Here is a 20,074-nt window from a genome sequence, read left to right as displayed (position 1 = left end):
CCCGGGTGCGCCGGGCACCAGGATGGCCCGGATGACGACCACCTCACCCGCCCAGGCCGCCGCGCCGGACCTCTGGCACCACTACGGCCGCACCCGCGCCGACGCGGACCGGGCCGTCCCCGGCTCCTTCCACTGGGTCTGGGCCCAGGACGGCGGGCCGGGGAGCGAGATGCTGGGTGACATCACCGGCCTCGTCCTGGCCGACCTCGGCGCGGGCGCCGCCCGACACGCCGCCCACCTCGTCGCCCACCACGCCCCGGCCCGGGTCGACGCCATCGACGCCTCTCCCGCCCAGCACGCGATGGCCTGCGACCTCTACGGTCACCTCGCGCCGCGCCTGCACCCTCTGCGCGCCGGCGTGGTCGAGCACTTGGAGGCGCACCCGGATGCGTACGACGTCCTCTACTCCGTCTTCGGCGGCCTCGACTTCGCCGACCCCCGCCGGCTGCTGCCCGCCGCTGCCCGCGCCCTGCGTCCCGGCGGGCTGTTCGCCGCCTCCACCCTGGGCCACTACCTCGGCGGAGCGCCCGCCGAGCCGGACGTCCGGCACGCCGACATCCCGGCCCGCACCCCGGACGGCACTGCGACGACGATGCGTCGCTGGGTCCTCCAGGAGCACGTCTGGACGAAGTTGCTGGATGAGGCCGGGTTCACCGCGATCAGCATCGATCGGCTCCCCCCTGCCACTTCGGGCGCACGCTCGGCCGACACCCTGCTCGTCAGGGCCTACACGCTCCAGAAAGGCCGTGACACATGAGCACACCGGCTGAACTCCGCGCCGCTCTGGCCGACAGGCTCACCGGGAACGGCGCGCTGACCGAACGCGAGTGGGAGAGCGCCGCGAGGGCCGTTCCACGGGAACTCTTCGTCGGAACCCACTTCGCCCCGGTCGCCGGCAGCGTTCCGACCAGCTACCGACCCGTCCGCGAGGGCGAGCCCGGATGGCTGGAGGGGATCTACGACGACCGGACGCTGGTCACCCAACTCGACGGCCGCATCGGGCCCGAGGACACGGCCGGGGAAGCCGTGACCGGTATCCCGTCCTCGTCGTCCACCCTCCCGTCCGTGGTGCTGCGCATGTGGCAGCAACTCGACGCCGAGGCCGGGCACCGCGTGCTGGAGATCGGCACAGGGACCGGATACTCGACCGCACTCGGCGCCCACCGCCTCGGGGACGCCAACCTCACCAGCGTCGAGTACGACCCGACGGTCGGCGCGGCAGCCGCGGCAGCGATCAGGACCGCGGGGTTCTCCCCTCGACTGATCGTCGGAGACGGGCTGCGCGGCGACCCGGACGGGGGCCGGTACGACCGGCTCATCGCCACCTGTTCGGTTCGATACATCCCCCTCCCATGGCTCCACCAGGTCAAGCCCGGCGGTCGAATCCTGGTCACCCTCTCCGGGTGGAGCTGCGCGAACGCCCTCGCGCTGCTCGACGTCACCGGACCCGGCGAGGCCACCGGCCGGTTCCTCACCGACCAGACCAGCTTCATGATCGCCCGCCCGCACGACCGGCCGCCCCGTCCAACGCTGGACCTGCTGCCCGGCGACGAGTCCCCGACCCTCATCGACCCGGCGACACTCGACAGCTGGACGGGCGGCTGGGTGGCCCAACTCGCCGCGCCCGCAGCCGTCCGCATGGGTGTGGGGGCCCGGCAGATCCTCTGGGACCTGTCCACCGGATCGCAGGCACGGACGGCACCCGGCCCCGGCGGCGGGTGGACCGTGACGCAGCGCGGGCCCGTCCGCCTGTGGGACCGGGTCGAGCGCGCGGTCCGGTGCTGGCAGGCGGCCGGTGAGCCGCACCAGGACGGTTTCGGGATCACCGTGTCGGCGGCCGCACAGCGCGTCTGGCTCGGCACCGAGGACGGACCGGGCTGGGACCTTCCTGTCTGAGCCGGGTGCGAGGTACGAGAGGACCCGGCGCTACTTCACGTTCAAGGCTCACGAAGCCATCGCGGCTACGTGGCTCGACTTCTACAACAGGTGAGATCCCTTGGCCATCACGGCAGACCACATCAGCACCACGCTCACGGCGTACCTCTCCCGCTTCCCCGAGGACGAGGCGAACCTCGCCGTCGCCCGGGGGCTGCTGGCCTCCGGCGGCGACGCGGACGTGACCAGCCGGAAGGAGTTCCGGGGCCACGTCACCGCCGGGGCCCTCCTGGTCAACGACAAGCGGGAGGTTCTGTTCATCCACCACCGTGTCCTGGACACGTGGGTCCCCCCCCGGGCGGGCACCTGGAGCCCGAGGACACCACGCTGGTCGGCGCGGCCCTGCGGGAGCTGACCGAGGAGACCGGTGTCAGCGCCGAGGGGTTCGCCGCCGACGGCCCCCTTCACATCGACGTGCACACCATCCCGGAGAACCCCGCCAAGGGCGAACCGGAGCACCGGCACATCGACGTGCGGTTCCTCTTCCGGACCGGCGGCGCGGTGCCAGTCACCCTGCAGGAGGAAGAGGTCACCGGGTACGCCTGGCGGCCCGTCGAGAGCATCGCCGACGAGACCCTGCGGGCCCGAGTCCTGGCCGCGCTGTAGCGCTCGGGCGGGACCTCAACTGCCGTCGACTCGCACCGACCGGCCGGTTGCGGTGGTCCCGGCGCGGCCGGGGTGCCGGACATCCCATGGCGCAGGAAGTCGGCCGGTCCGACTTCCTGCGCCGGGCTCGTTGCGTGGGCTACGCGCTGCCGCTCCTGCCGCGCAGGAGGTCCGCGATGCGTGCGTCGACCTGCTCGCGGTCGTAGCCGCGCCACCTGATCCGGAACTCCGGCCGCGGCGGCGGTGAACCGGCTTCGGACAGGGCGCGGAGATAGCGGTCGACCTGCTCGCGGTCGTAGCCGCGCCGTACCAGGTCGAAGCCGCGGAAATCCGGTGATGTCGACACCTTGCGGGTCCTCCGATCCGGCCTGCCCGAGGCAGGCCACTGGGGTCGAGCCCGGTCCGCAGGGCCCGCCGGACCGGTTGGCGCGTGAATGGCGTCAGGCTTCTTGATCTTGTCATATGGATTGCGTCAGGAACCGTGGGACGGAGAATTCCGCTGCTTAGCATCCAACTTCCCCGAGAAGAAGGATGGTTCTGACGTGCAACCCCTGTCCCGCCTGAAACGCGCCCTGGCCTGCGGAGTCGCCGCGGTCGCCGTGGTCTCCGGCCTGACCGTGCAGGCCCAGGCGGCGCCTGCGGCCGCCCCCGCGGCCGCCCCCGTGGACAAGACCTGCGGAACCCCGGCCACGCCGGGCGGCGGCAACTGCATGACCGCGTTGATCAACTCCGCCTTCGACATGATCAAGCTCATGCACAACGCCGCCAACCTCAACAAGCTGGACAACGCGGAGTTCACCCAGAGCACCGCGACGAAGTTGAGTGCGAAGTTCCCCGGATTCAACGTCATGGTGTTCAAGACCGTGGGCACCGACCTGTACGACACCGAGTGGTTCAGGAACGAGTACAAGGCCGACATGAAGGGGGTGCTGCTCGACACCACCTACAAGCTCAACCACTTCATGGACAAGGAGAAGAAGGAACCGTCCGGCTACGACGTGTTCCGGATCTGGGTCTTCCAGGGGGACTCGACCTTCCGCAACCGGGGCGACGGCGGCTACCTGAACTGGGCGTTCATCGGCAACGACGGTGACACCGTCAAGAAGGAGCCGTGGACCTGCCGGTCCGGCACCGCGCGGCCCTACAAGTGCGACGGCGACGTGCGCACCGTCCACTTCCCCGCCCGGTCCGGCTACGGCACCAGGACCGGCAGCCTCACCCCCGACTCCAGCGGCCCCGGCTACCACGCCTGCCTGGACGTCAGCGGCAACGGCACCGCGAACGGCACCCCCGTGCAGATGTGGGAGTGCAACGGCGGCGACGCCCAGAAGTGGACCTACAACGGTTACAAACTCCAGGCGGCCAACGGCAAGTGCCTCGACCTGGAGGCCGACAAGACCGCGAACGGGACCAGGCTCCAGGTCTGGGACTGCCTGGAGATCCCCGGTCAGCGCTGGAACATGTCGCCCAGCGGCGGTTTCCGGCACATGACGGACCAGGACGACCGGTCCAAGGACGTCTGCATCGACGACTTCAGCGGCCGGACCGCCAACGGCAGCACGGTGGCGGCCTGGGCCTGCGGCTCCGAGGACCGGCGGGACGCGCCCAACCAGAACTGGGCCTGGGGCGGCACCCCGCCGACCACCAGCCCGCCCACGCCCGGCGGCGGCACCGGCAAAGGCGCCGAGGTGTACCTGAAGCTCGACAACGGCCTGGGCGCCGTCCCGGCCAGCGGCTCCGCCGGCGCCCCGGTCGTCGCCGGGCTCCGGGGCGGCAACGAGTCCAAGTGGAAGGTCGCCCCGGTGGGCGGCGGTCGTTACCGGATCACCAGCTCGTACGGGCTGGAACTCACCGAGAACGGCGCCTACACGGCCGAACTCCAGCCGTGGAGCAACTCCTCCCGGCAGAGGTGGGAGCTCGCCGGAATCGGCAACGGCAAGTACCAGATCCGGATCTCCGACGACGACTGCCTCGCCCACGACGCCGACTTCAAGCAGCTCGGCGTGTGGACGTGCAAGCAGGACTGGCATCAGGGATGGGTGCTCGAGTCCACGTCCGGCGGCGTGATCACTCCGACCGACCCGACCGGCCCCACCGACCCGACCACGCCGACGAAGCCGGACCCCAAGCCGAAGCCGAAGCCGGACCCGAAGCCGTCCTCCGACGTCCCGACCGAGCGGCCGCTGTTCCTGAGGCTCGCCAATGGGCTGGGCGCGACGGCACCCGACGAGACCGCGAGCTGGGGCTCGCCGATCGTGGGCGGGATCCTGGGGGCGAAGGGGTCCAAGTGGACCATCAAGCCGCTGGGCGGGGACCGCTACCGGATCGTCAACGACCTCGGGTTCAACCTCACCGAGAACCCGGAGACCTATGTCGCCGAGCAGCAGGCGTGGGGCGACACCTCCAACCAGAAGTGGGAGTTCGTCGGCCTCGGCAACGGCAAGTACCAGGTCCGGATCGGCGACGACGACTGCCTCGCCCACGACTCCGACTTCAAGCAGCTCGGGGTGTGGAGCTGTGAAGGCGGCTGGAAGCAGGAGTGGTCCTTCCAGCTCCTCTGAACGGCAACCCTCGGCGGCCCTGACGGACGGCACCCGGCCGCACCCGACTCTTCGAACCGGCAGGCCCGCCCACCCGCCCATCCGCTCGGCGGGTGGGCGGGCGAGGGACCGGGCGTTCGGGCCGCCGGTGGCTAGACGTTCATCCGGAGCTGCAGCCGGCAGCCGCCGGGGCGGTTGTCGGTGTCGATGGCGAGTGCCACCGGATGGTCCGGGGAGGCGGTGCGGACGTCGTTCGGGAGGGCGCCCCCGCACTGGCTGACGTCGCCGTCCCCGGAGTACCGGATGTCGAGGGTGGCGGACGCGGTGTTCGACACGAGGAAGGTGAGCGTGCACCCGCCCTGACGGCTGTCCGTGTCGATGCGGATCGCCGGGCCGAAGGTGCGGGCCGTCGACGAGGTCGGGATCCGGTAGTCGCCCTCGTTGCCGCACTGCCCCGGGGCGGTGCCGGGGGAGGACTGGAAGGCGTACCGGAAGGAGGCGGAGCCCAGCTGGTTCTGCGGATCGTAGATGCCGAACGCGAGCCGGCAGCCGCCGGGGCGGTCGTCGGTGTCGAGCCGGATCTCGTCGGACCAGTCGCCGTTGAGGTGCCACTGTTCGCCCTGGCGTCCGCCGCACTGGCCGGGGTCGCCGTCCGGCGTGAAGCTGATGCCGAACTCCGCGGGGCCGAACAGCCGGGGCGCGGCGTGCGCGGGCGGGGCGGGGAGGACGGCCGCGGTGGCCGTCGTCGCGGTGGCGGCGGTGAGCAGGGCGAGTTTCCGGATGATGTGGTGCACGCTGGCGGTTCCCTTCGGTGCGGGGCCTCGCGGCCCTCTTGAGGCACAGGGATTCCGGCGGCGTGGACACGCCAAACGGAAACGGCCGGGGCGGGCGGACAAGTCACTGGAAAGGACGGCGGGCCGTCACCCGGCGCGAAGGCCGACACGCAGGCCGACACGGACCGTGGCAGGGCTGTTGCACGCGAAGTGACGCGGCTCACTGCCGTCCGGCGCGGGGCATGATCGACTCGGCGGATGCGCCAGACCTCCTCGCCCCGCCGCCGACTGACGGTCCGTCACCCCGGCGGGCCCGCCGCGTCGGCCGTGGCCGCCGCCACCGCCGCCCTGCTGCTCGCGGGCTGCGGCACCGCGGCCTCCGGCGGCACCGCGACGACCGCGGCCTCCGGCGGCGGGCCGGAGGCCTCCGGCAGCCCCGGGGCGTGCGGCACCCCGACGCCGGGCGTGCCCGGCGCGGCGCAGCCGACGGCGCTCGCCCAGGGCGGGGTGCGGATCACCGCCGTCGGCCGCACCTGCTTCGAGTACGAGGTGACCAACCCGAACAGCGAACCCTACGACTACACCGTGGTGTTCAACGGCCCCGATCCGAGCCGCGGCGCGGCGGTGTTCGGCAGCCCCGGGTCGGGTGGGGGAGGGAACCTCACCCGGACCGTCACCGGGCTCGCCCCCGGCGCCACCGAGAAGGGGCGGATCGACCTGACCGCGCCCGGCCCGACCGGGCCGGGTTCCCGCCCGGGTGCGCCCACCCCGGGACCGCCCGGCAACCCCCGCCCGCCGAAGCCGGAGCTCCTCAAGGTCCGCAGCGTGCCCACCGTCGAGGCGCCCGGCGCCGGCGGCCCCTGCCCGCCCACCGGCCTGCGGCTGTACGCCGACGAGGGCGACGCCGCCATGGGCCTGCGCGTGGTCGGCCTGCACCTGCGCAACTGCGGCACCGCCGTCGTCACCCTCGACGGCTACCCGCAGGTGCAGCCGCTCGACCTCGACCACAAGCCCCTCGACGGCGTGCGGATCCTGCGCGGCGGCGCCGAGATCGCCTCCGGCACCGGCGCCGACGACCCGCCGCGGAAGATCGCCCTGCGCCCGGGGGAGGGCGCCCGCACCACCCTGGTGTGGCGCAACACCACCGAGGCCGGTGCCGGGGAGCCGCTCAACGCCCCGTACGTACGGGTGCGCGCCACCCCCGACGCGGCCCCCGTCACGGTCGTCCCGGAACTCGACCTCGGCACCACCGGGCGCCTCGGCGCCGGGGCCTGGACCAGGGAGGACACGAACGACACGCCGTCACCGCGCCCGGCACCGTGACCGCACTGTGATCGAACCGTCGTCAAGCGCCGCAATCAAGATCACTACGGTACGGCGGTATGTTCCCCACCGATCCTGACCAGCGGCCCGACGACTCCTCGCCCCGCCCCCAGCGGGTCTGGCCGCGCAACCTCGCCTTCGCCCTCGCCGCCGCCGCGGTGACCGTCGGCGCCTTCACCCTGCTGCGGCCCTCCGGCGAGGAGGGCGGGGGATCGGCGGCCCCGTCCGCGGCCCCGTCCGTTTCCGAGTCCCCGTCCCTGTCCGTTTCCGCGTCGGCGTCGGTGTCGGCTTCGGCGTCCGTTTCCGTCACGGCTTCCGCCGCCGCGGCCCGGGCCTCCGCCACCCCGGACGCCTCCCTGCTGCCGCTCGACCAGCTGTTCCCCGCCCAGGTGACGGCGGCCGGCGGCGAGGTCTACACCAGGGTCGGATCGACCGTCATGAAGTCCTGCGTCGAACCGGACTCGGTCGGCCCGCGGCTGATCGGGATGATCCGCGCCTCCAAGGGCTGCCTGGGCGAGCAGATCGCCCTGTACACCGACAGCGCCAAGAACCAGTACAACCTGGCCGTCTTCACCATGGCCGACCCCAAGGACACCGTCCACCTGGTCACCACCCTCAGCATGGCCTTCGACGACTACCAGGTCGGCGCCCAGGCCCCGCCGCCCGCCTCGGGCCTGACCACCCTGCCCCCGGACAGCGGCATGGTGCAGGCGTTCTCCGGCGCCGGCCGGGCCATGGTCGCGGGCCTGGGCCAGTGGGCCGACGGCCGTGCCGGTGACTACCAGACCCTCGTCGACAAGCACCTGAGCCCGCTGCAGAAGGCGGTCGCCCAGGCCGTCTTCGCCCACGAGTCCGGCCGCTGAGTCGCCGAGTCGCTGACTCGCTGAGTCGCCGAGTCGCTGACTCGCTGACTCGCCGAGTCGCTGACTCGCTGACTCGCCGAGTCGCCGAGTCGCTGGGTCCGATGGCCGGCTGAGCCCGCTGAGCCCGCTGAGCCCGCCGACGGCCGGCCGGCCGGGCGGGCCGGGCGGTGCGGGACCCGGCGGCCCGGCACGCTCCCCCGTGGCGTGCCGGGCCGCCGGCGCGGAACGGAACTCGACGTTCCGCTGCGCGGTGTCCCTCAGGGAGGATGCCAGGGCGTCACCCCCGCCGTGTTGGCGCTGAGTGGACAGTCCTTGGCATTGCGTGCACTGATCCGGGATTCCCGCCCGCTCGTGCGCACCTGGTGCTCACGATGCGGGGTTTTCGCGCCCGTCGGCCCGGCCCGTACGGGCCGCGCCGCCCGCGTACGGCTGCCCGCCGCCCGTACGGCTACCCGCCCCCGACCCCGCCCCCGCTCCCGGTCAGGGCGCGGTGGCGGTGCTCGCGGGGGGAGAGGCCGTACGCGGCCTTGAAGGCGCGGCTGAACTCGGCGGCGCGGGGCAGGCCGCAGCGGGTGGCGACGGCGTGGACGGGCAGGGCGCGCAGCGCGGGGTCGGCCAGTTCGCGGCGGGCCCGCTCCAGCCGGCGGCGGCGGATGAAGGCGGCGACGGTCTCGCCGCCGGACTCCCGGCCGAAGAGGCGGTGCAGGTAGCTGACGGAGATGTGGTGGGCGGCGGCGATCACGGCGGGCGTCAGCTCGGGGTCGTGCAGGTTGCGTCCGATGAAGGCCCGGACGTGCTCGACCAGGGCCCGCTGCCGGCTGTCGTCGGGCACGGCGGCCTCGGCGTCCACCTCCCGGGCGAGCCAGGCGGCCACCAGGTCGATCACGACGCCGCCCAGGCGGGGGGCGTCGGCGGGGCCCAGGAGGGCGGCCTGCCGGTCGAGGTTGAGCAGGAAGTCCGAGAGCAGCGCGCAGGTGCCCTCCCGGGAGGAGAAGCCGCGGCCCAGCAGGTCCTCCAGCCGGTGCGGCGGCACCGGAAGCAGGGCGGAGGGGAAGTCGACGCCGACGGCCTCGATCCGCAGGTCCCCGGGGGAGCGGGCGGCGCGGGAGCCGAAGGCCCGCAGGTCGAACGGGTGGGAGCTGTCGAGCATGTGCAGGTTGCCGGGCCCGAAGGTCTCGGTGCGCCCGGTGTCGCGGGTCAGGGTGAAGCCGCCGTCGAGCAGCAGGGTGAGGTGGAACACCTCCGGGTCCGAGCGCCGCACCCGGCGCGCGGTGCGGTGGAAGCGGGTCGGCTGGAAGGAGCTGCGCAGGAGGGTCACCGGGCCCAGTTCCAGGCGCCGCATCTCCGCCCGGAAGTCGTCGCAGTGGACGCTGGTCACCTCGCTGTCCCGGGTGCGGCTGACCAACTCCCGCCAGCAGTCGAACCGTTCCGTCACGGGTACGCCCTCGCTGCGGAACACGCTCTGCGTGCTCGTGGCCACTGTCCGCCCTTTCCTTCCGGGGTCCGTCCCCTTCCTGCCCGGCCGGGCTCCCCTCCCCACCAGGTGTCACCGGCTCCTTGCAGCCGGTGACACCGAAACCTACAAGGTCGGGCCCGGTGGCCTCCGCCCGGCCCCCGGTCCGGCGGCCGGCCGCGGGAATCCCGGTGAACCGGCCGCCGCCCGCATCCCGTTGGCATGGACGCAGGGGTCGAGAGGCCCCGGTCCCACCGCACGACGGCGGGCGGGCCCCCGGGTCCGTACAGCCGTCCACGACACCGTGCCGCGGCCGGTCGGGAACCGCGCCGCAGCAGAAACGAGGGGAACGATGAGGAACACCGGAACGGTCAAGCGAGCCCTGTCCCTGGTCGGCGCCGCCCTGGCACTGGCCTCGGTCACCGGACTGACGACCGCCACCAGCGCCTCCGCCGACGTCAACAGCGAGTGGAACTGCTCGCGCAACCCGAGCGGCTGGGACCACATGAACTGGGGCAGCTGCCTGCTGCCCGGCGACTCGCTCGTCTCCGGCAACGGCGACTACCGGCTGCTGTACCAGAACGACGGCAACCTCGTGGAGTACGACACCAACACCGGCTACGCGCTGTGGGCCAGCGGCACCAACAGCGGCGGCCCGGGCAAGGTGATCATGCAGTACGACGGCAACTTCGTCGTCTACGACACCTTCAAGAAGGCCAAGTGGTGGTCCGGCACCGCCCTCGGCTGCAACCCCAGCGCCAACTGGGCGCGCATGCAGAACGACGGCAACTTCGTCGTCTACCGCCCGCACGACAACAACAGCCCCTGGGTGCCGGTCTGGTCCTCGTACAACGGCCGCGTCGGCACCTGCTGACACCCGGACGTTTCGTACGCCCTGCATGTCCCGTACGCCCTGCATGCCCCGCACGCCCTGCCGGCGGCGGCCGGACCCGCGGCCGCCGGATGGTCAGCTCGCGTCCGGGGCGTCCGGGGCTTTCGGAGCTCCCAGGGTGCTCGGGGCGTCCGGGGCGCCCAGCGCGAGGGTGAAACTGAACCGGTCCCCGCGGTAGAGGGTGCGCACCTGCTCCAGTGGGCGCCCCGCCGCGTCCAGGCTGCGGCGGTGCAGCAGCAGCATCGGCAGCGCCGGCGGGGTGCCGATCAGCAGGGCCTCGCGCGGGCTGGCCAGCACCGTCTCGATCCGCTCGTCGGCGGCGCCGAGCCGCACCCCCTGCTCGCGCAGATAGCCGTAGAAGGACCCCTCGGGGTCGAAGTCCCGCGCCAGCGCGGGCACCCGGGCGACCGGCACGTACGTGGACTCCAGTCCGACGCGCTCCTCGTCCGCGCGCAGCACCCGCTCCAGGTGCCACAGCGGCTCGCCCTCGGGAACCTCCAGCAGCCGGGCCATCGCCGCGTCGGCGGGCAGCCGGTCCAGGGCGATCAGGGTGCGGCCCGGGCGCAGGCCCTGGCGCGAGACGCCCTCGGTGTAGCTGCTCAGGGACAGCGGCTGCTCGATCTTCGACCCGGCCACGACCGTGCCCCGGCCCTGCCGCCGCAACCGGCCCTCCAGCAGCAGCTCGCGCAGCGCCTGGCGCACCGTCGCCCGTGCCACCCCGTGACGCTGCGCCAGATCGACCTCGGTGGGCAGCCGCCCGCCCGGGCCCAGCTCGGCGATCAGCTCCTCCAGGCGGGCCTTGACCAGGTAGTACTTGGGCACCCGGCCGTGCTCGGGGACGCCGGCGCGGGCGGGCTCGGGGACGGCCCTGGGGATGGGGTGATTCACCGCGCAAGCCTATCGAGCACCGTCCGGGCCGGGCGGCCGCCCCGGGGTATGTGATCACGGAAGCATAACGGGTCTGGTCTGAATTTCTGCGGTTGTTCATACAACCGTGGATTCGCGGAGGGCCCGTCCTCGCCCGCCCCACCCATCCTCACTCCCGGTGCAACTGCACCGTGCTGCCGACCAGTTGGGAGTCCTCCGTTGCGCACCCCGCGCTCCACCCGCACCGCGGCCCTGGCCGTCACCCTCGCCGCCGCCACCGCCGCCGCCGGGCTGATCGTGCCGACCGCCACCGCCGCGACCGCTGCCACCGCCGCTGCGACCGCCACCGCCGGTGCGTACCAGGGCCTGCCGAACGGCACCAAGCAGGCCAAGACCCTCGTCATCGGCGTCGACGGCACCCGCTACGACAAGCTGCTCACCGCCGACGCCCCCAACCTCAAGGCGCTGATGGCCGGCGGCATGACCGCCACCGGCAACCTCTACGCCAACCCGCTGGCCCCCACCCTCTCCGGCCCCGGCTGGTCGACCGTCGCCACCGGCGTGTGGCCCGACAAGCACCAGGTGAAGGACAACAGCTTCACCGGCTCCCGCTTCGACCTGTACCCCGACTTCGCCACCCGCCTGGAGAACGCCGACCCCGCCAACTCCACCCTGGTGATCGGCTCCTGGAACCCCATCGCCGGCAACGTCTTCAACGGCCGCGCCGACCTGCGCCTGCAGGAGAGCGAGAACGACACGAAGACCGCCGCCGACGCCGTCGACTACCTCTCCCACGGCAACCCTGACGCCACCTTCCTGCACTTCGACCAGGTCGACGAGGCCGGCCACAACCACGGCGGCGCCAGCCCCGAGTACGCGGCCGCCCTCCACTCCGCCGACGCCCTGGTCGGACAGGTCCTCCAGGCCGTCAAGTCCCGCCCCACGTACGCCGCGGAGGACTGGCTGATCCTCGTCACCACCGACCACGGCCACACCGACGCCGGCGGCCACGGCGGCAACAGCGCCAACGAGCGCCAGACCTTCCTGATCGCCAGTGGCGCCGGCTGCACCCCCGGCTCGCGCCGCTACGACGTCAAGCCGGTCGACATCGCCCCCACCGTCCTCAAGCACGAGGGCGCCCCCGTCGACCCCGCCCGGCAGCTCGACGGCCGCCCGATCGACGAGATCGCCCCCGACGCCTTCGACGCGCTGCGCCCGGGCCTGCAGGCCCGCGCCGACGAGAGCGGCATCCCGGCCGCGGTGAAGGGCTGGACCCACACCCCGCCTGCCGGCTGGAGCATCGACAACTCCCGCATGCCCACGGGCGGCGTCACCGAGTGGCGCGGCTGGACCTTCGCCACCGACGAGTTCTGGACCGCCGCCCAGCTCGGCCAGTCCCGCGAGACCAATGTGCGCGCCCGCAACGTCTTCGCCGTCGCCGACTCCGACGAGTGGGACGACAAGGCGCACGGCGCCGGCCAGTTCGACTCCACCCTGGTCAGCCCCGCCTACCCGGTCTCCGGCGCGAGCCGCGGCGTGCTGTCCTTCGCGACGAACTACAAGATCGACGGGCCGCAGACCGGCGACCTCTACGTGCTCTTCGACAACGGCGCCCCGCAGCCGGTGAAGTCCTACCGCAGCGACCTCAACACCGTCGAGAACCTCCCCGTCACCATCCCCGCCGGCGCCACCACCGCCCGCTTCCAGTTCCGCTACACCGGCACGAACAGCGCCTTCTGGACCGTCGACCAGGTCGCCTTCACGGCCTCCTGAGCCGGACGGCGCGCGGGCGGGGGAGGGGCGCCGGGCCCCGCCCCCGCCTGCGGCCGTGCCAGCCCGCCCCCGCCCGTTGCCCGGGCCCGCTGCTGCCCGTCGCCCGGGCCCGTCGTCGCCCCGGAGCGGCCCACCCCTTGCATTGCAGCGCGTGTGCAACTATTGTTCCTGCATGTAAGGCGCGTCTGCACCAATCACTCGGCGCAGGCGCAACCCCCGGCGGGTGCCCCCTCCCCACGGACCCCCGCCCGCTCCGCAAAGGCACTGACATGTCCCTCAAGGAACTCCTCCCCGGCAAGCTCGGCTTCGGCACCGCCCCCCTCGGCAACATGTTCCGCGCGATCCCCGACACCGAGGCCGCCGCCACCGTCGAGGCGGCCTGGGAGCACGGCATCCGCTACTACGACACCGCCCCCTTCTACGGCGCCGGCCTCTCCGAGCAGCGCCTCGGCGAGGTCCTCTCCGCCAAGCCCCGCGACGCCTACGTGCTGTCCACCAAGGTCGGCCGCGTCGTCCTCGACGAGCTGGAGAAGGGCGACCGCGACCTCGGCGAGAAGGGCGGCCTGTTCGAACACGGCAACCCCAACAAGATGCTCCACGTGTGGACCGCCGAGGCCACCGAGCGCTCCATCGAGGACAGCCTCAAGCGCCTGGGCACCGACCGGCTGGACATCGTCTGGGTCCACGACATCGCCCAGGACTTCCACGGCGACCAGTGGCTGGCCAAGTTCGAGGAGGCCCGCACCGGCGCCTTCCGCGTCCTGTCCCGCCTGCGCGACGAGGGCGTCATCAAGGCCTGGGGCCTGGGCGTCAACAAGGCCGAGCCCATCGAGCTCACCCTCGCCCTCGACGAGCCCAGGCCCGACGGCTTCCTCCTCGCCGGCCGCTACACCCTGCTCGACCACGAGTACGCGCTGCAGCGCCTGCTCCCGATGGCGCAGGAGCAGAACGTCGACATGGTCGTCGGCGGCCCCTACAGCTCCGGCATCCTCGCCGGCGGCGCCCACTTCGAGTACCAGGCCGCCCCGGCGCACATCATCGAGAAGGTCGCCCGCCTCAAGGCCGCCGCCGCCCGGCACGGCGTGTCCATCAAGGCCGCCGCCCTGCAGTTCTCCCTCGCCCACCCGGTGACCGCCGCCGTCGTCCCCGGCGCCACCAGGCCCAGCCGCATCGCCGAGGACCTCGCCGCGCTGAACGAGACCGTCCCGGCCGCGTTCTGGCAGGAGCTGCGCGCCGCCGGCCTCGTCAGCCCGGCCGCCCCGCTGCCCAACGGCGCCTGAACCTCCACCCCGCACCCCCACCGCAGTACAGGAGAAACGATCATGGCCTCCACCTCCGTCAGCCGCATCGTCCCCGCCTCGCCCGGCCAGGTCTGGAACCTCATCGGCGGCTTCGACGCCCTGCCCGACTGGCTCCCCTACATCCCCGAGAGCACCGCGTCCGAGGGCGGCCGGGTCCGCAGCCTGAAGAACCCCGAGGGCGACGTCATCGTCGAGCGCCTCGTGGACTTCAACGAGACCGAGCGGCAGTACAGCTACGCCATCCTCCGGGCCCCCTTCCCGGTCACCGGCTACGTCTCCACCATCCGCGTCCACGCCGTCCCCGGCCGTGACGACGTCGCCGAGGTCCAGTGGTCCGGCCGCTTCAACCCCGACAACGCCACCGAGCAGGAGGTCGTCGACCTGTTCGCCGGCATCTACGCCGACGGCCTCGACGCCCTCGACAAGACCCTCGCCCAGGCCCTCGCGGGCTGAGCGGGGCACCCCGCCCCGGCGCCGCGGCCCCACCCCTCGGAGGCCGCCCGGGCTGCCGGCCCCGCGGGCCCGTACGGGCGGCGGGCGTAGGCTCCGACCGGTGACACCGAGACCGACACCGCCCGCCGCGCCCGGCCCCGTTTGGGCCCCGCTCACCTCCGCCACCGACGTCGAGCGCGCGACCGGCCTCGCCTGGCTGTCCGGGCTCGGCCACAACCGCGCGGCGCCCGCCGACCTGCTGCTGCGCCTCCTGGACGCCGGCACGCACGACGTCCTGCACCGCGACGACCTTCCCGAGGAGGTCGTGGACGCCGCGATCGCCCACCCCGGCCGACGCGTGCGGATCGCTGTCGCGGAGAGCGGCCGACTGACACCGGCGCAGTGGGACAGGCTCATCGCCGCCACACCCGGGTCGGGCCTGCGCGGGCTGTTCACGGAACTGGCCGGCGCCGCCCGGAAACCGTCGCCGGGCGACGCCCTCCCGCCCGCCGACCCCGCCGACCCCGCCGAGCTGGCGGCGACGGCCGCCGCGACCCCCGACATCGGCCCCGGCAGCGGGAGCGCGGAGCTGCGGTGGGTCACCGCCCTGCACGCCGATGCCGAGGCCATGCGCCTGCTCGCCGCCTCCCCGAAGCTGCTGGTCCGCCGCAGCGTCGCCAGGGCGCCGCGCCTGCCCGCCGACGTGGCCGACCTCCTCGCCCGCGACGAGGACCGCGTGGTGCGGATCTTCCTGGCCGAGTCCTGCGACGACGCCCCGCCCTGGATGCTCCTGGACATGGCGGCGTGGTGGGACGGCACCTTCTCCTTCCCCGGCCGCCCGCGCAACCACCCCAACTTCCCCCGCGAGGGCCTGCTGCGCCTCGCCGCCGACCCGAACCCGCGCCTGCGGGCCGCCGCGCTCGACGACCCCGCCACCACCTGCGCCGACGTCGAGCGGGCCGCCGCGGACCCCGACCCGGTGGTCCGCCGGGCCGCCGCAGGGCACCGCCGGCTCGCCCCGGCCACCGCCGCCGCGCTCACCGCCGACGACGACCGCGACGTGCGGTGGCTCGCCCGGACCAATCCGGCCCTGCCGCCGGAGGACCTGGTGGCGCTGCTGCTCGATCCGCGCGGGGCCGCGACCGGCGCCCGGAATCCCGCCGTTCCCGGCGTCGTCATGCACCGCATGGTCGATCTCGCCCTCGCGCACGCCGGGATCCCGCCGGCGCCGTGATCCGTCGTCCGCCCGGGCGGCGAGGGCGCCGGTGTCGGTGCTGGTCAGGGCTCCTCGGCGCTGTATAGCCTGACGGGGCGTCGGGCCGGACCGGGAAACGGAAGTTCGATGACGAACTCCCTCGGCGGCGGAAGCGGCACCTTGCCGGTGCCGAACAGTGCGCGGACATGCGAGCCGCGCGGCCGGAAGGGGCAGTGGCGTGGACTACGGACTGATGTCGTTCGGATCGGCCCTCGGGGAGCCCGTCGCCGTCGCGGACGTGGCGTCGGAGTACACCGAGGACGTCGAACGCGTCCTGGCGTACGGCTACCGCGCCGTCCACCGCAGCCCGGCCGGGGTCGGGCTCACCGACCTGGCCGTCGACGCCGCCCGGGCGGCCCTGGACGAAGCGGGCACCGACCCCGCCGAGCTGGACCTGGTGGTCCTCGCGATCACCGACATCCCCGAGTACCTGTACTGGGACGCGGCCGCGAGCCTCCAGGACCGGCTGGGCGCCCGCCGTGCCGAGGCGGTCCTCGTCGGCCAGGGCTGCGTCAGCGGCATCACCTGCTTCGACCTGCTCGCCGGCCGCTTCGCCACCCACCCCGAGTACCAGCGGGCGCTGGTGGTCGGGGCGAACCGGACGTGCGAGCCCTACTGGAACCGGATGCACACCAACTCGCTGCTGTTCTCCGACGGCGCCGGCGCCGCGGTGGCCGGGCGCGGCCACCCCGAACTGCGCTGGCGGGCCAGCGAGACGATCAGCGACGGCCGCTACGTCGACCTGTTCCGGATGGACCAGGGCGGGGCGGCCGACCCCTTCCGCGGCGGCCGGACGCCCCCGCCGGCCCGCGACGCCTGGGGCCTGATGGAGTTCTTCGACTACGACACCGACCGCTTCCAGGAGTTCGCCGGCCTGATGGGCGAGCGGGTGCGCGAGGTGGTGGCCCGGGCCTGCAAGCGGATCGGCGCGTCCGTCCCGGACCTGGCCAGGGTGGTGCTGCTCAACGACAACCTCGGCACGCTGACGAAGCTGGCCGACCGGCTCGGCGTCCCGGTGGAGCGCACCAACCTCGAAATCTCCCTGGAAAGGGGCCACTTCGGGGCCGCGGACCACCTCCTCGACCTCCATCACCACCGCGCGTCCGGGCACTTCGGCGACGGCGACCTGATCGCCCTGGCCGGCATGGGGCGCGGCATGCACTGGAGCTGCACCCTCCTGGAGTGCTGACACCACGAACTGACGTGAACAGCCGGAAGGTTGGCCGTGCACACAGGCTGTTGCGGGTGGCCGAACCGTCCCTATACTGCCGTTGCCCGTCGACCAGAACCGGCCACGGGCATCCGCTGCCGCGCCCGGTCAGGGCGGCCGGCCGGCCCGTACGAGGGAGAACCGATCATGGTCAAGCACTACCTCAAGTACGCCTTCAGCACCCTCACCGCCGCCATGTTCCTCCACATGGTCTGACCTGATCGGGGCCTGATCCGATCGACCCCGGCCGGGGCCGGGTGGCGTACCGTCCGACCCTGGCCTGGGGAGTCCGCTTGTTCGCGACCGCGCTGAGCCAACTGCGTTACGGCGCAGCAATCCTGACGAACCGTCGAATACGTCCGAACGACCTGGAACGCCTCGCGCGGGACCTGGTCGCCACCATCGCCGAGTTCGGCGAGCCCGGCGAGGACTCCGCCCTGCTGCCCGGCCGGGCCGGACACGTCGACCCGCAGGTGCGGCGCGAGGTGGCCCGGCGCAGCCTGCGCGCCACCGCCCGCGCCGCGGCCCGGCACACCGCCCACTACCGCCGGCAGTTCGCCGAACTCGACCTCGACCCGGCCCGGTTGGAGCCCGAGGACTGGTCGCGCGTCCCCGTCACCCCCAAACAGGCGCTGCGCGCCCTGCCCGCCGCCTTCGTCTCGGACGCCGCCACCCCCGTCCTGATGGCGCTCACCACCGGCACCAGCGGCACCCCCACCGCGGTGTGGTTCTCCCGCGCCGAACTCGAGTGCGCCGTCGCCTTCAGCACCATCTCCGCCGTGCTCGGCCTCGGCCTGCGCCCCCGCCACACCGTCGCCTACGCCGGCTGCTCCCGCGCCACCCTGCCGCTGGTCAACGCCGAGGAGTCGGCCACCCGCGCCGGCGCCGGGTTCGTCCAGTTCGGCACCGTCGGCCCCGCCGTGGCCCTCGACCGCCTCGCCGCCCCGCTCGGCCTGCCCGGCAAGGACCCCCGGATCACCCACCTGACCACCTCCGCCTCCTACCTGGCCGCCCTCGTCCAGGAAGCCGAACAACGCAAGTGGCGCAGCACCGACTTCGGCCTGCGGTCGATCAGCGTCGGCGGCGAGGTGCTCTCCGCGCCCCTGCGCCGCCGCGCCGAGGAGGTGTTCGGAGCCACCGCCACCTCCGCCTACCTGATGACCGAGATCCTGCCCTCCGGCGCCACCCCCTGCACCCGGGGCCACCTCCACCACACCACCGAGTTCGGGCACCTCGAAGTCCTCGACCCGCTCACCTGGCAACCCACCGCCCCCGGCGCCACCGGCACCGTCGTGCACACCCCCTACGTGCCCTACCGCGACTGCACCCTGCTGCTGCGCTACGCCACCGGCGACCTCGTCCGCCTCCCCGCCGAGCCGCCCACCTGCGAACTCGCCCACCTCCCCGCCACCTCCGAGATCCTCGGCCGCTGGAACGGGCCGCTCAGCCGCACCGTCACCACCCGCGAGGTGCTCGACCTGGTCGAGGCCGAACCGGAGGTCCCGCTGCCCGCCCGCCACGCCCTCACCGAAGGCCCCGACGGCCCCCACGGACCCGCCCGCCTGCACCTGCTGGTCGACCGCCTGCCCGCCACCGCCCTGCGCGGCCGCCTGGAGGAGCGCGCCCACGCCGCCGGCCTGCGGCTGTCCGACATCGTGCTGTACGAGGACCGCGCCGCCATGCCGCCCACCGCGCCCCTGCGCGCCGACCTGCGCGAGCACACCTTCGACACCCTCGACACTCCCGACACCGCCGGCCCCGGCGCCCCCGGCACACCACCGGCGCCCCCGGCACCGTCGACGGCCCCGGCCGCGGGAGGAACCGCATGACCGTCAGCCCCGCCGCCCTGGCCGCACTGAGCGCCGCCGTCGCCGCCGAACTGGCCCTGGCCGCCTGGTACCTCGCCCGGATCCGGATGCCCCGCCCCCCGGTCGGCGTCTACACCGGCGGCGACATCGCCGTCCTGTGCGCCGGCGTCGTCCTCGCCCCGCTGCTCTACACCGCCCTGCCCGGCGCCGCCGTCTCCGCCGTCTTCGGCCTCGTCGGCTGCCTGGCCGTCCAGTTCACCCTCGCCCCGCTGCTCGCCGCCACCCGGCTGCGCGCCACCCCCTGGTCCTGGGCCGCCGCCCTCACCGCCACCGCCGCCACCACGCTCGCCGCCCTCACCGGCCACCCCGGCGCCGCCCGGGCCGGCAGCGACCTGATGATCGCCGCCGCCGTCGTCGGCGTCGCCAACCTCTGGACCCAGAGCGGCCTGCGCTCCGTCCACACCGCCGCCCTGGCCGCCGTCCTCACCGCCTACGACCTCACCGCCACCACCCTCACCGACACCACCGCCCGCTTCTTCGAACAGGTCCAGGACCGCCCCTTCGCCCCGATGCTCGCCCTCACCGGCGGCCCGGCCCCCGTCGCCGTCGGCCTCGGCGACCTGCTGCTGCTCGTCCTGTACCCGCTGGTCGCCGCCAAGGCCCACGGCCGCACCGCCGCCGCCGTCGCCGCCCTCCTCGGCCTGCTGACCACCAGCGCCGTCAGCGCCTGCTTCGCCCTCGGCTGGCTCACCACCGGATTCCCGCTGCTCACCGCGCTGGGCCCGCTCATCGTCGCCCAGCACCTGTACTGGCGGCGCCGCTCGGGCGGCGAGCGGACCACCGCCCAATGGCGCGAGGGCCACCCGCTCCCGCTCCCCGCCCGCTCCGGCACCGAGCCGGACGCCGCCCTCGCCGCCCCCCTCCCCGAGGGCACACCCCCGGGCACTTACGACCTGGTGCGTGATTGCGGCGGCGATGTGACCAGCAGTGTTACGGGCGGCATCATTTGACGATGTGACGATCAAGTTGAACCATGCGGTCCT

Annotated in this window: 19 protein-coding genes; 15 read left to right on the top strand and 4 right to left on the bottom strand. The window is 73.7% G+C overall.

The annotated features are described in order from the left end of the window. Positions 1 to 31 precede the first annotated feature (31 nt). The 4 genes from ACFVVA_RS23680 (at position 32) to ACFVVA_RS23665 (ending at position 2,541) form a co-directional block, all read left to right on the top strand. Complete coding sequence (locus ACFVVA_RS23680; RefSeq protein ID WP_387692347.1) at positions 32 to 757, top strand: class I SAM-dependent methyltransferase; 726 nt, start codon at positions 32 to 34, stop codon at positions 755 to 757. Continuing rightward, positions 754 to 1,896: an ATP-grasp peptide maturase system methyltransferase gene (tgmC, locus tag ACFVVA_RS23675; protein WP_387692345.1), complete on the top strand. Its 1,143-nt coding sequence runs from the start codon at positions 754 to 756 to the stop codon at positions 1,894 to 1,896. Before ACFVVA_RS23680 ends, tgmC begins: the two co-directional genes overlap by 4 nt. Positions 1,897 to 1,996: 100 nt before the next feature. Continuing rightward, the gene (locus tag ACFVVA_RS23670; RefSeq protein WP_387692343.1) at positions 1,997 to 2,290 is read left to right on the top strand and encodes a hypothetical protein; all 294 of its coding nucleotides are present in this window, start codon (positions 1,997 to 1,999) and stop codon (positions 2,288 to 2,290) included. Continuing rightward, the gene (locus tag ACFVVA_RS23665) at positions 2,218 to 2,541 is read left to right on the top strand and encodes an NUDIX hydrolase (protein ID WP_387692341.1); all 324 of its coding nucleotides are present in this window, start codon (positions 2,218 to 2,220) and stop codon (positions 2,539 to 2,541) included. The genes ACFVVA_RS23670 and ACFVVA_RS23665 overlap by 73 nt, the downstream gene beginning before the upstream one ends. Before the next feature lie 139 nt (positions 2,542 to 2,680). Here the strand turns inward: ACFVVA_RS23665 and ACFVVA_RS23660 are convergent, their stop codons facing one another. Beyond that, complete coding sequence (locus ACFVVA_RS23660; protein WP_387692339.1) at positions 2,681 to 2,887, bottom strand: DivIVA domain-containing protein; 207 nt, start codon at positions 2,885 to 2,887, stop codon at positions 2,681 to 2,683. Positions 2,888 to 3,083: 196 nt separating this feature from the next. Here ACFVVA_RS23660 and ACFVVA_RS23655 point away from each other — a divergent pair, with 196 nt between their 5' ends. Further along, positions 3,084 to 5,102, top strand: coding sequence for a ricin-type beta-trefoil lectin domain protein (locus tag ACFVVA_RS23655; protein ID WP_387692336.1), 2,019 nt, complete (start codon positions 3,084 to 3,086; stop codon positions 5,100 to 5,102). A gap of 131 nt (positions 5,103 to 5,233) precedes the next feature. Here ACFVVA_RS23655 and ACFVVA_RS23650 read toward each other — a convergent pair whose 3' ends face one another. Continuing rightward, positions 5,234 to 5,875 carry a hypothetical protein gene (locus tag ACFVVA_RS23650; RefSeq protein ID WP_387692334.1) on the bottom strand — a complete coding sequence of 214 codons (642 nt, stop codon included), beginning with the start codon at positions 5,873 to 5,875 and terminating at the stop codon, positions 5,234 to 5,236. A gap of 237 nt (positions 5,876 to 6,112) precedes the next feature. Between ACFVVA_RS23650 and ACFVVA_RS23645 the strand changes: the two genes are divergently transcribed. Both ACFVVA_RS23645 and ACFVVA_RS23640 read left to right on the top strand, forming a co-directional pair. Further along, the gene (locus ACFVVA_RS23645; RefSeq protein ID WP_387692332.1) at positions 6,113 to 7,177 is read left to right on the top strand and encodes a DUF4232 domain-containing protein; all 1,065 of its coding nucleotides are present in this window, start codon (positions 6,113 to 6,115) and stop codon (positions 7,175 to 7,177) included. Between the two features lie 59 nt (positions 7,178 to 7,236). Beyond that, positions 7,237 to 8,040, top strand: a complete 804-nt coding sequence (locus ACFVVA_RS23640; RefSeq protein WP_387692330.1) for a hypothetical protein — start codon at positions 7,237 to 7,239, stop codon at positions 8,038 to 8,040. 448 nt (positions 8,041 to 8,488) lie between these two features. Here ACFVVA_RS23640 and ACFVVA_RS23635 read toward each other — a convergent pair whose 3' ends face one another. Continuing rightward, a complete protein-coding gene (locus ACFVVA_RS23635; RefSeq protein ID WP_387692329.1) occupies positions 8,489 to 9,520 on the bottom strand; it encodes a helix-turn-helix domain-containing protein in 1,032 nt (343 codons plus the stop codon). Between the two features lie 325 nt (positions 9,521 to 9,845). Here ACFVVA_RS23635 and ACFVVA_RS23630 point away from each other — a divergent pair, with 325 nt between their 5' ends. After that, positions 9,846 to 10,367 (top strand): hypothetical protein, encoded by a 522-nt coding sequence (locus tag ACFVVA_RS23630; protein ID WP_387692326.1) that lies wholly within the window; start codon positions 9,846 to 9,848, stop codon positions 10,365 to 10,367. 93 nt (positions 10,368 to 10,460) lie between these two features. On the opposite strand, the gene ACFVVA_RS23625 is transcribed toward ACFVVA_RS23630, so the two are convergent. After that, the gene (locus tag ACFVVA_RS23625; protein ID WP_387692324.1) at positions 10,461 to 11,273 is read right to left on the bottom strand and encodes a GntR family transcriptional regulator; all 813 of its coding nucleotides are present in this window, start codon (positions 11,271 to 11,273) and stop codon (positions 10,461 to 10,463) included. Positions 11,274 to 11,471: 198 nt separating this feature from the next. Between ACFVVA_RS23625 and ACFVVA_RS23620 the strand changes: the two genes are divergently transcribed. From ACFVVA_RS23620 to ACFVVA_RS23590, 7 genes are all read left to right on the top strand, one after another. Then, on the top strand, positions 11,472 to 13,025 hold the full coding sequence (locus ACFVVA_RS23620; RefSeq protein ID WP_387692322.1) for an alkaline phosphatase family protein: 1,554 nt from the start codon (positions 11,472 to 11,474) through the stop codon (positions 13,023 to 13,025). 269 nt (positions 13,026 to 13,294) lie between these two features. Beyond that, entirely contained in the window at positions 13,295 to 14,305 is a 1,011-nt protein-coding gene (locus ACFVVA_RS23615) for an aldo/keto reductase (RefSeq protein ID WP_387692320.1), read from the top strand. Between the two features lie 42 nt (positions 14,306 to 14,347). Next, entirely contained in the window at positions 14,348 to 14,779 is a 432-nt protein-coding gene (locus tag ACFVVA_RS23610) for an SRPBCC family protein (protein WP_387692319.1), read from the top strand. A gap of 100 nt (positions 14,780 to 14,879) precedes the next feature. Further along, a complete protein-coding gene (locus tag ACFVVA_RS23605) occupies positions 14,880 to 15,992 on the top strand; it encodes a hypothetical protein (protein WP_387692317.1) in 1,113 nt (370 codons plus the stop codon). Positions 15,993 to 16,191: 199 nt separating this feature from the next. Next, positions 16,192 to 17,202 (top strand): 3-oxoacyl-ACP synthase III family protein, encoded by a 1,011-nt coding sequence (locus ACFVVA_RS23600; RefSeq protein ID WP_387692315.1) that lies wholly within the window; start codon positions 16,192 to 16,194, stop codon positions 17,200 to 17,202. Between the two features lie 314 nt (positions 17,203 to 17,516). Beyond that, entirely contained in the window at positions 17,517 to 19,052 is a 1,536-nt protein-coding gene (locus tag ACFVVA_RS23595; RefSeq protein ID WP_387692313.1) for a phenylacetate--CoA ligase family protein, read from the top strand. Next, positions 19,049 to 20,041 (top strand): hypothetical protein, encoded by a 993-nt coding sequence (locus ACFVVA_RS23590; protein WP_387692311.1) that lies wholly within the window; start codon positions 19,049 to 19,051, stop codon positions 20,039 to 20,041. The genes ACFVVA_RS23595 and ACFVVA_RS23590 overlap by 4 nt, the downstream gene beginning before the upstream one ends. The last annotated feature ends 33 nt before the right edge of the window (positions 20,042 to 20,074 follow it).

The organism is Kitasatospora sp. NPDC058048 (assembly GCF_042885555.1).
Classification (GTDB): Bacteria; Actinomycetota; Actinomycetes; order Streptomycetales; family Streptomycetaceae; genus Kitasatospora; species Kitasatospora lactacystinica.
This window is presented reverse-complemented; position numbering and strand designations above follow the sequence as displayed.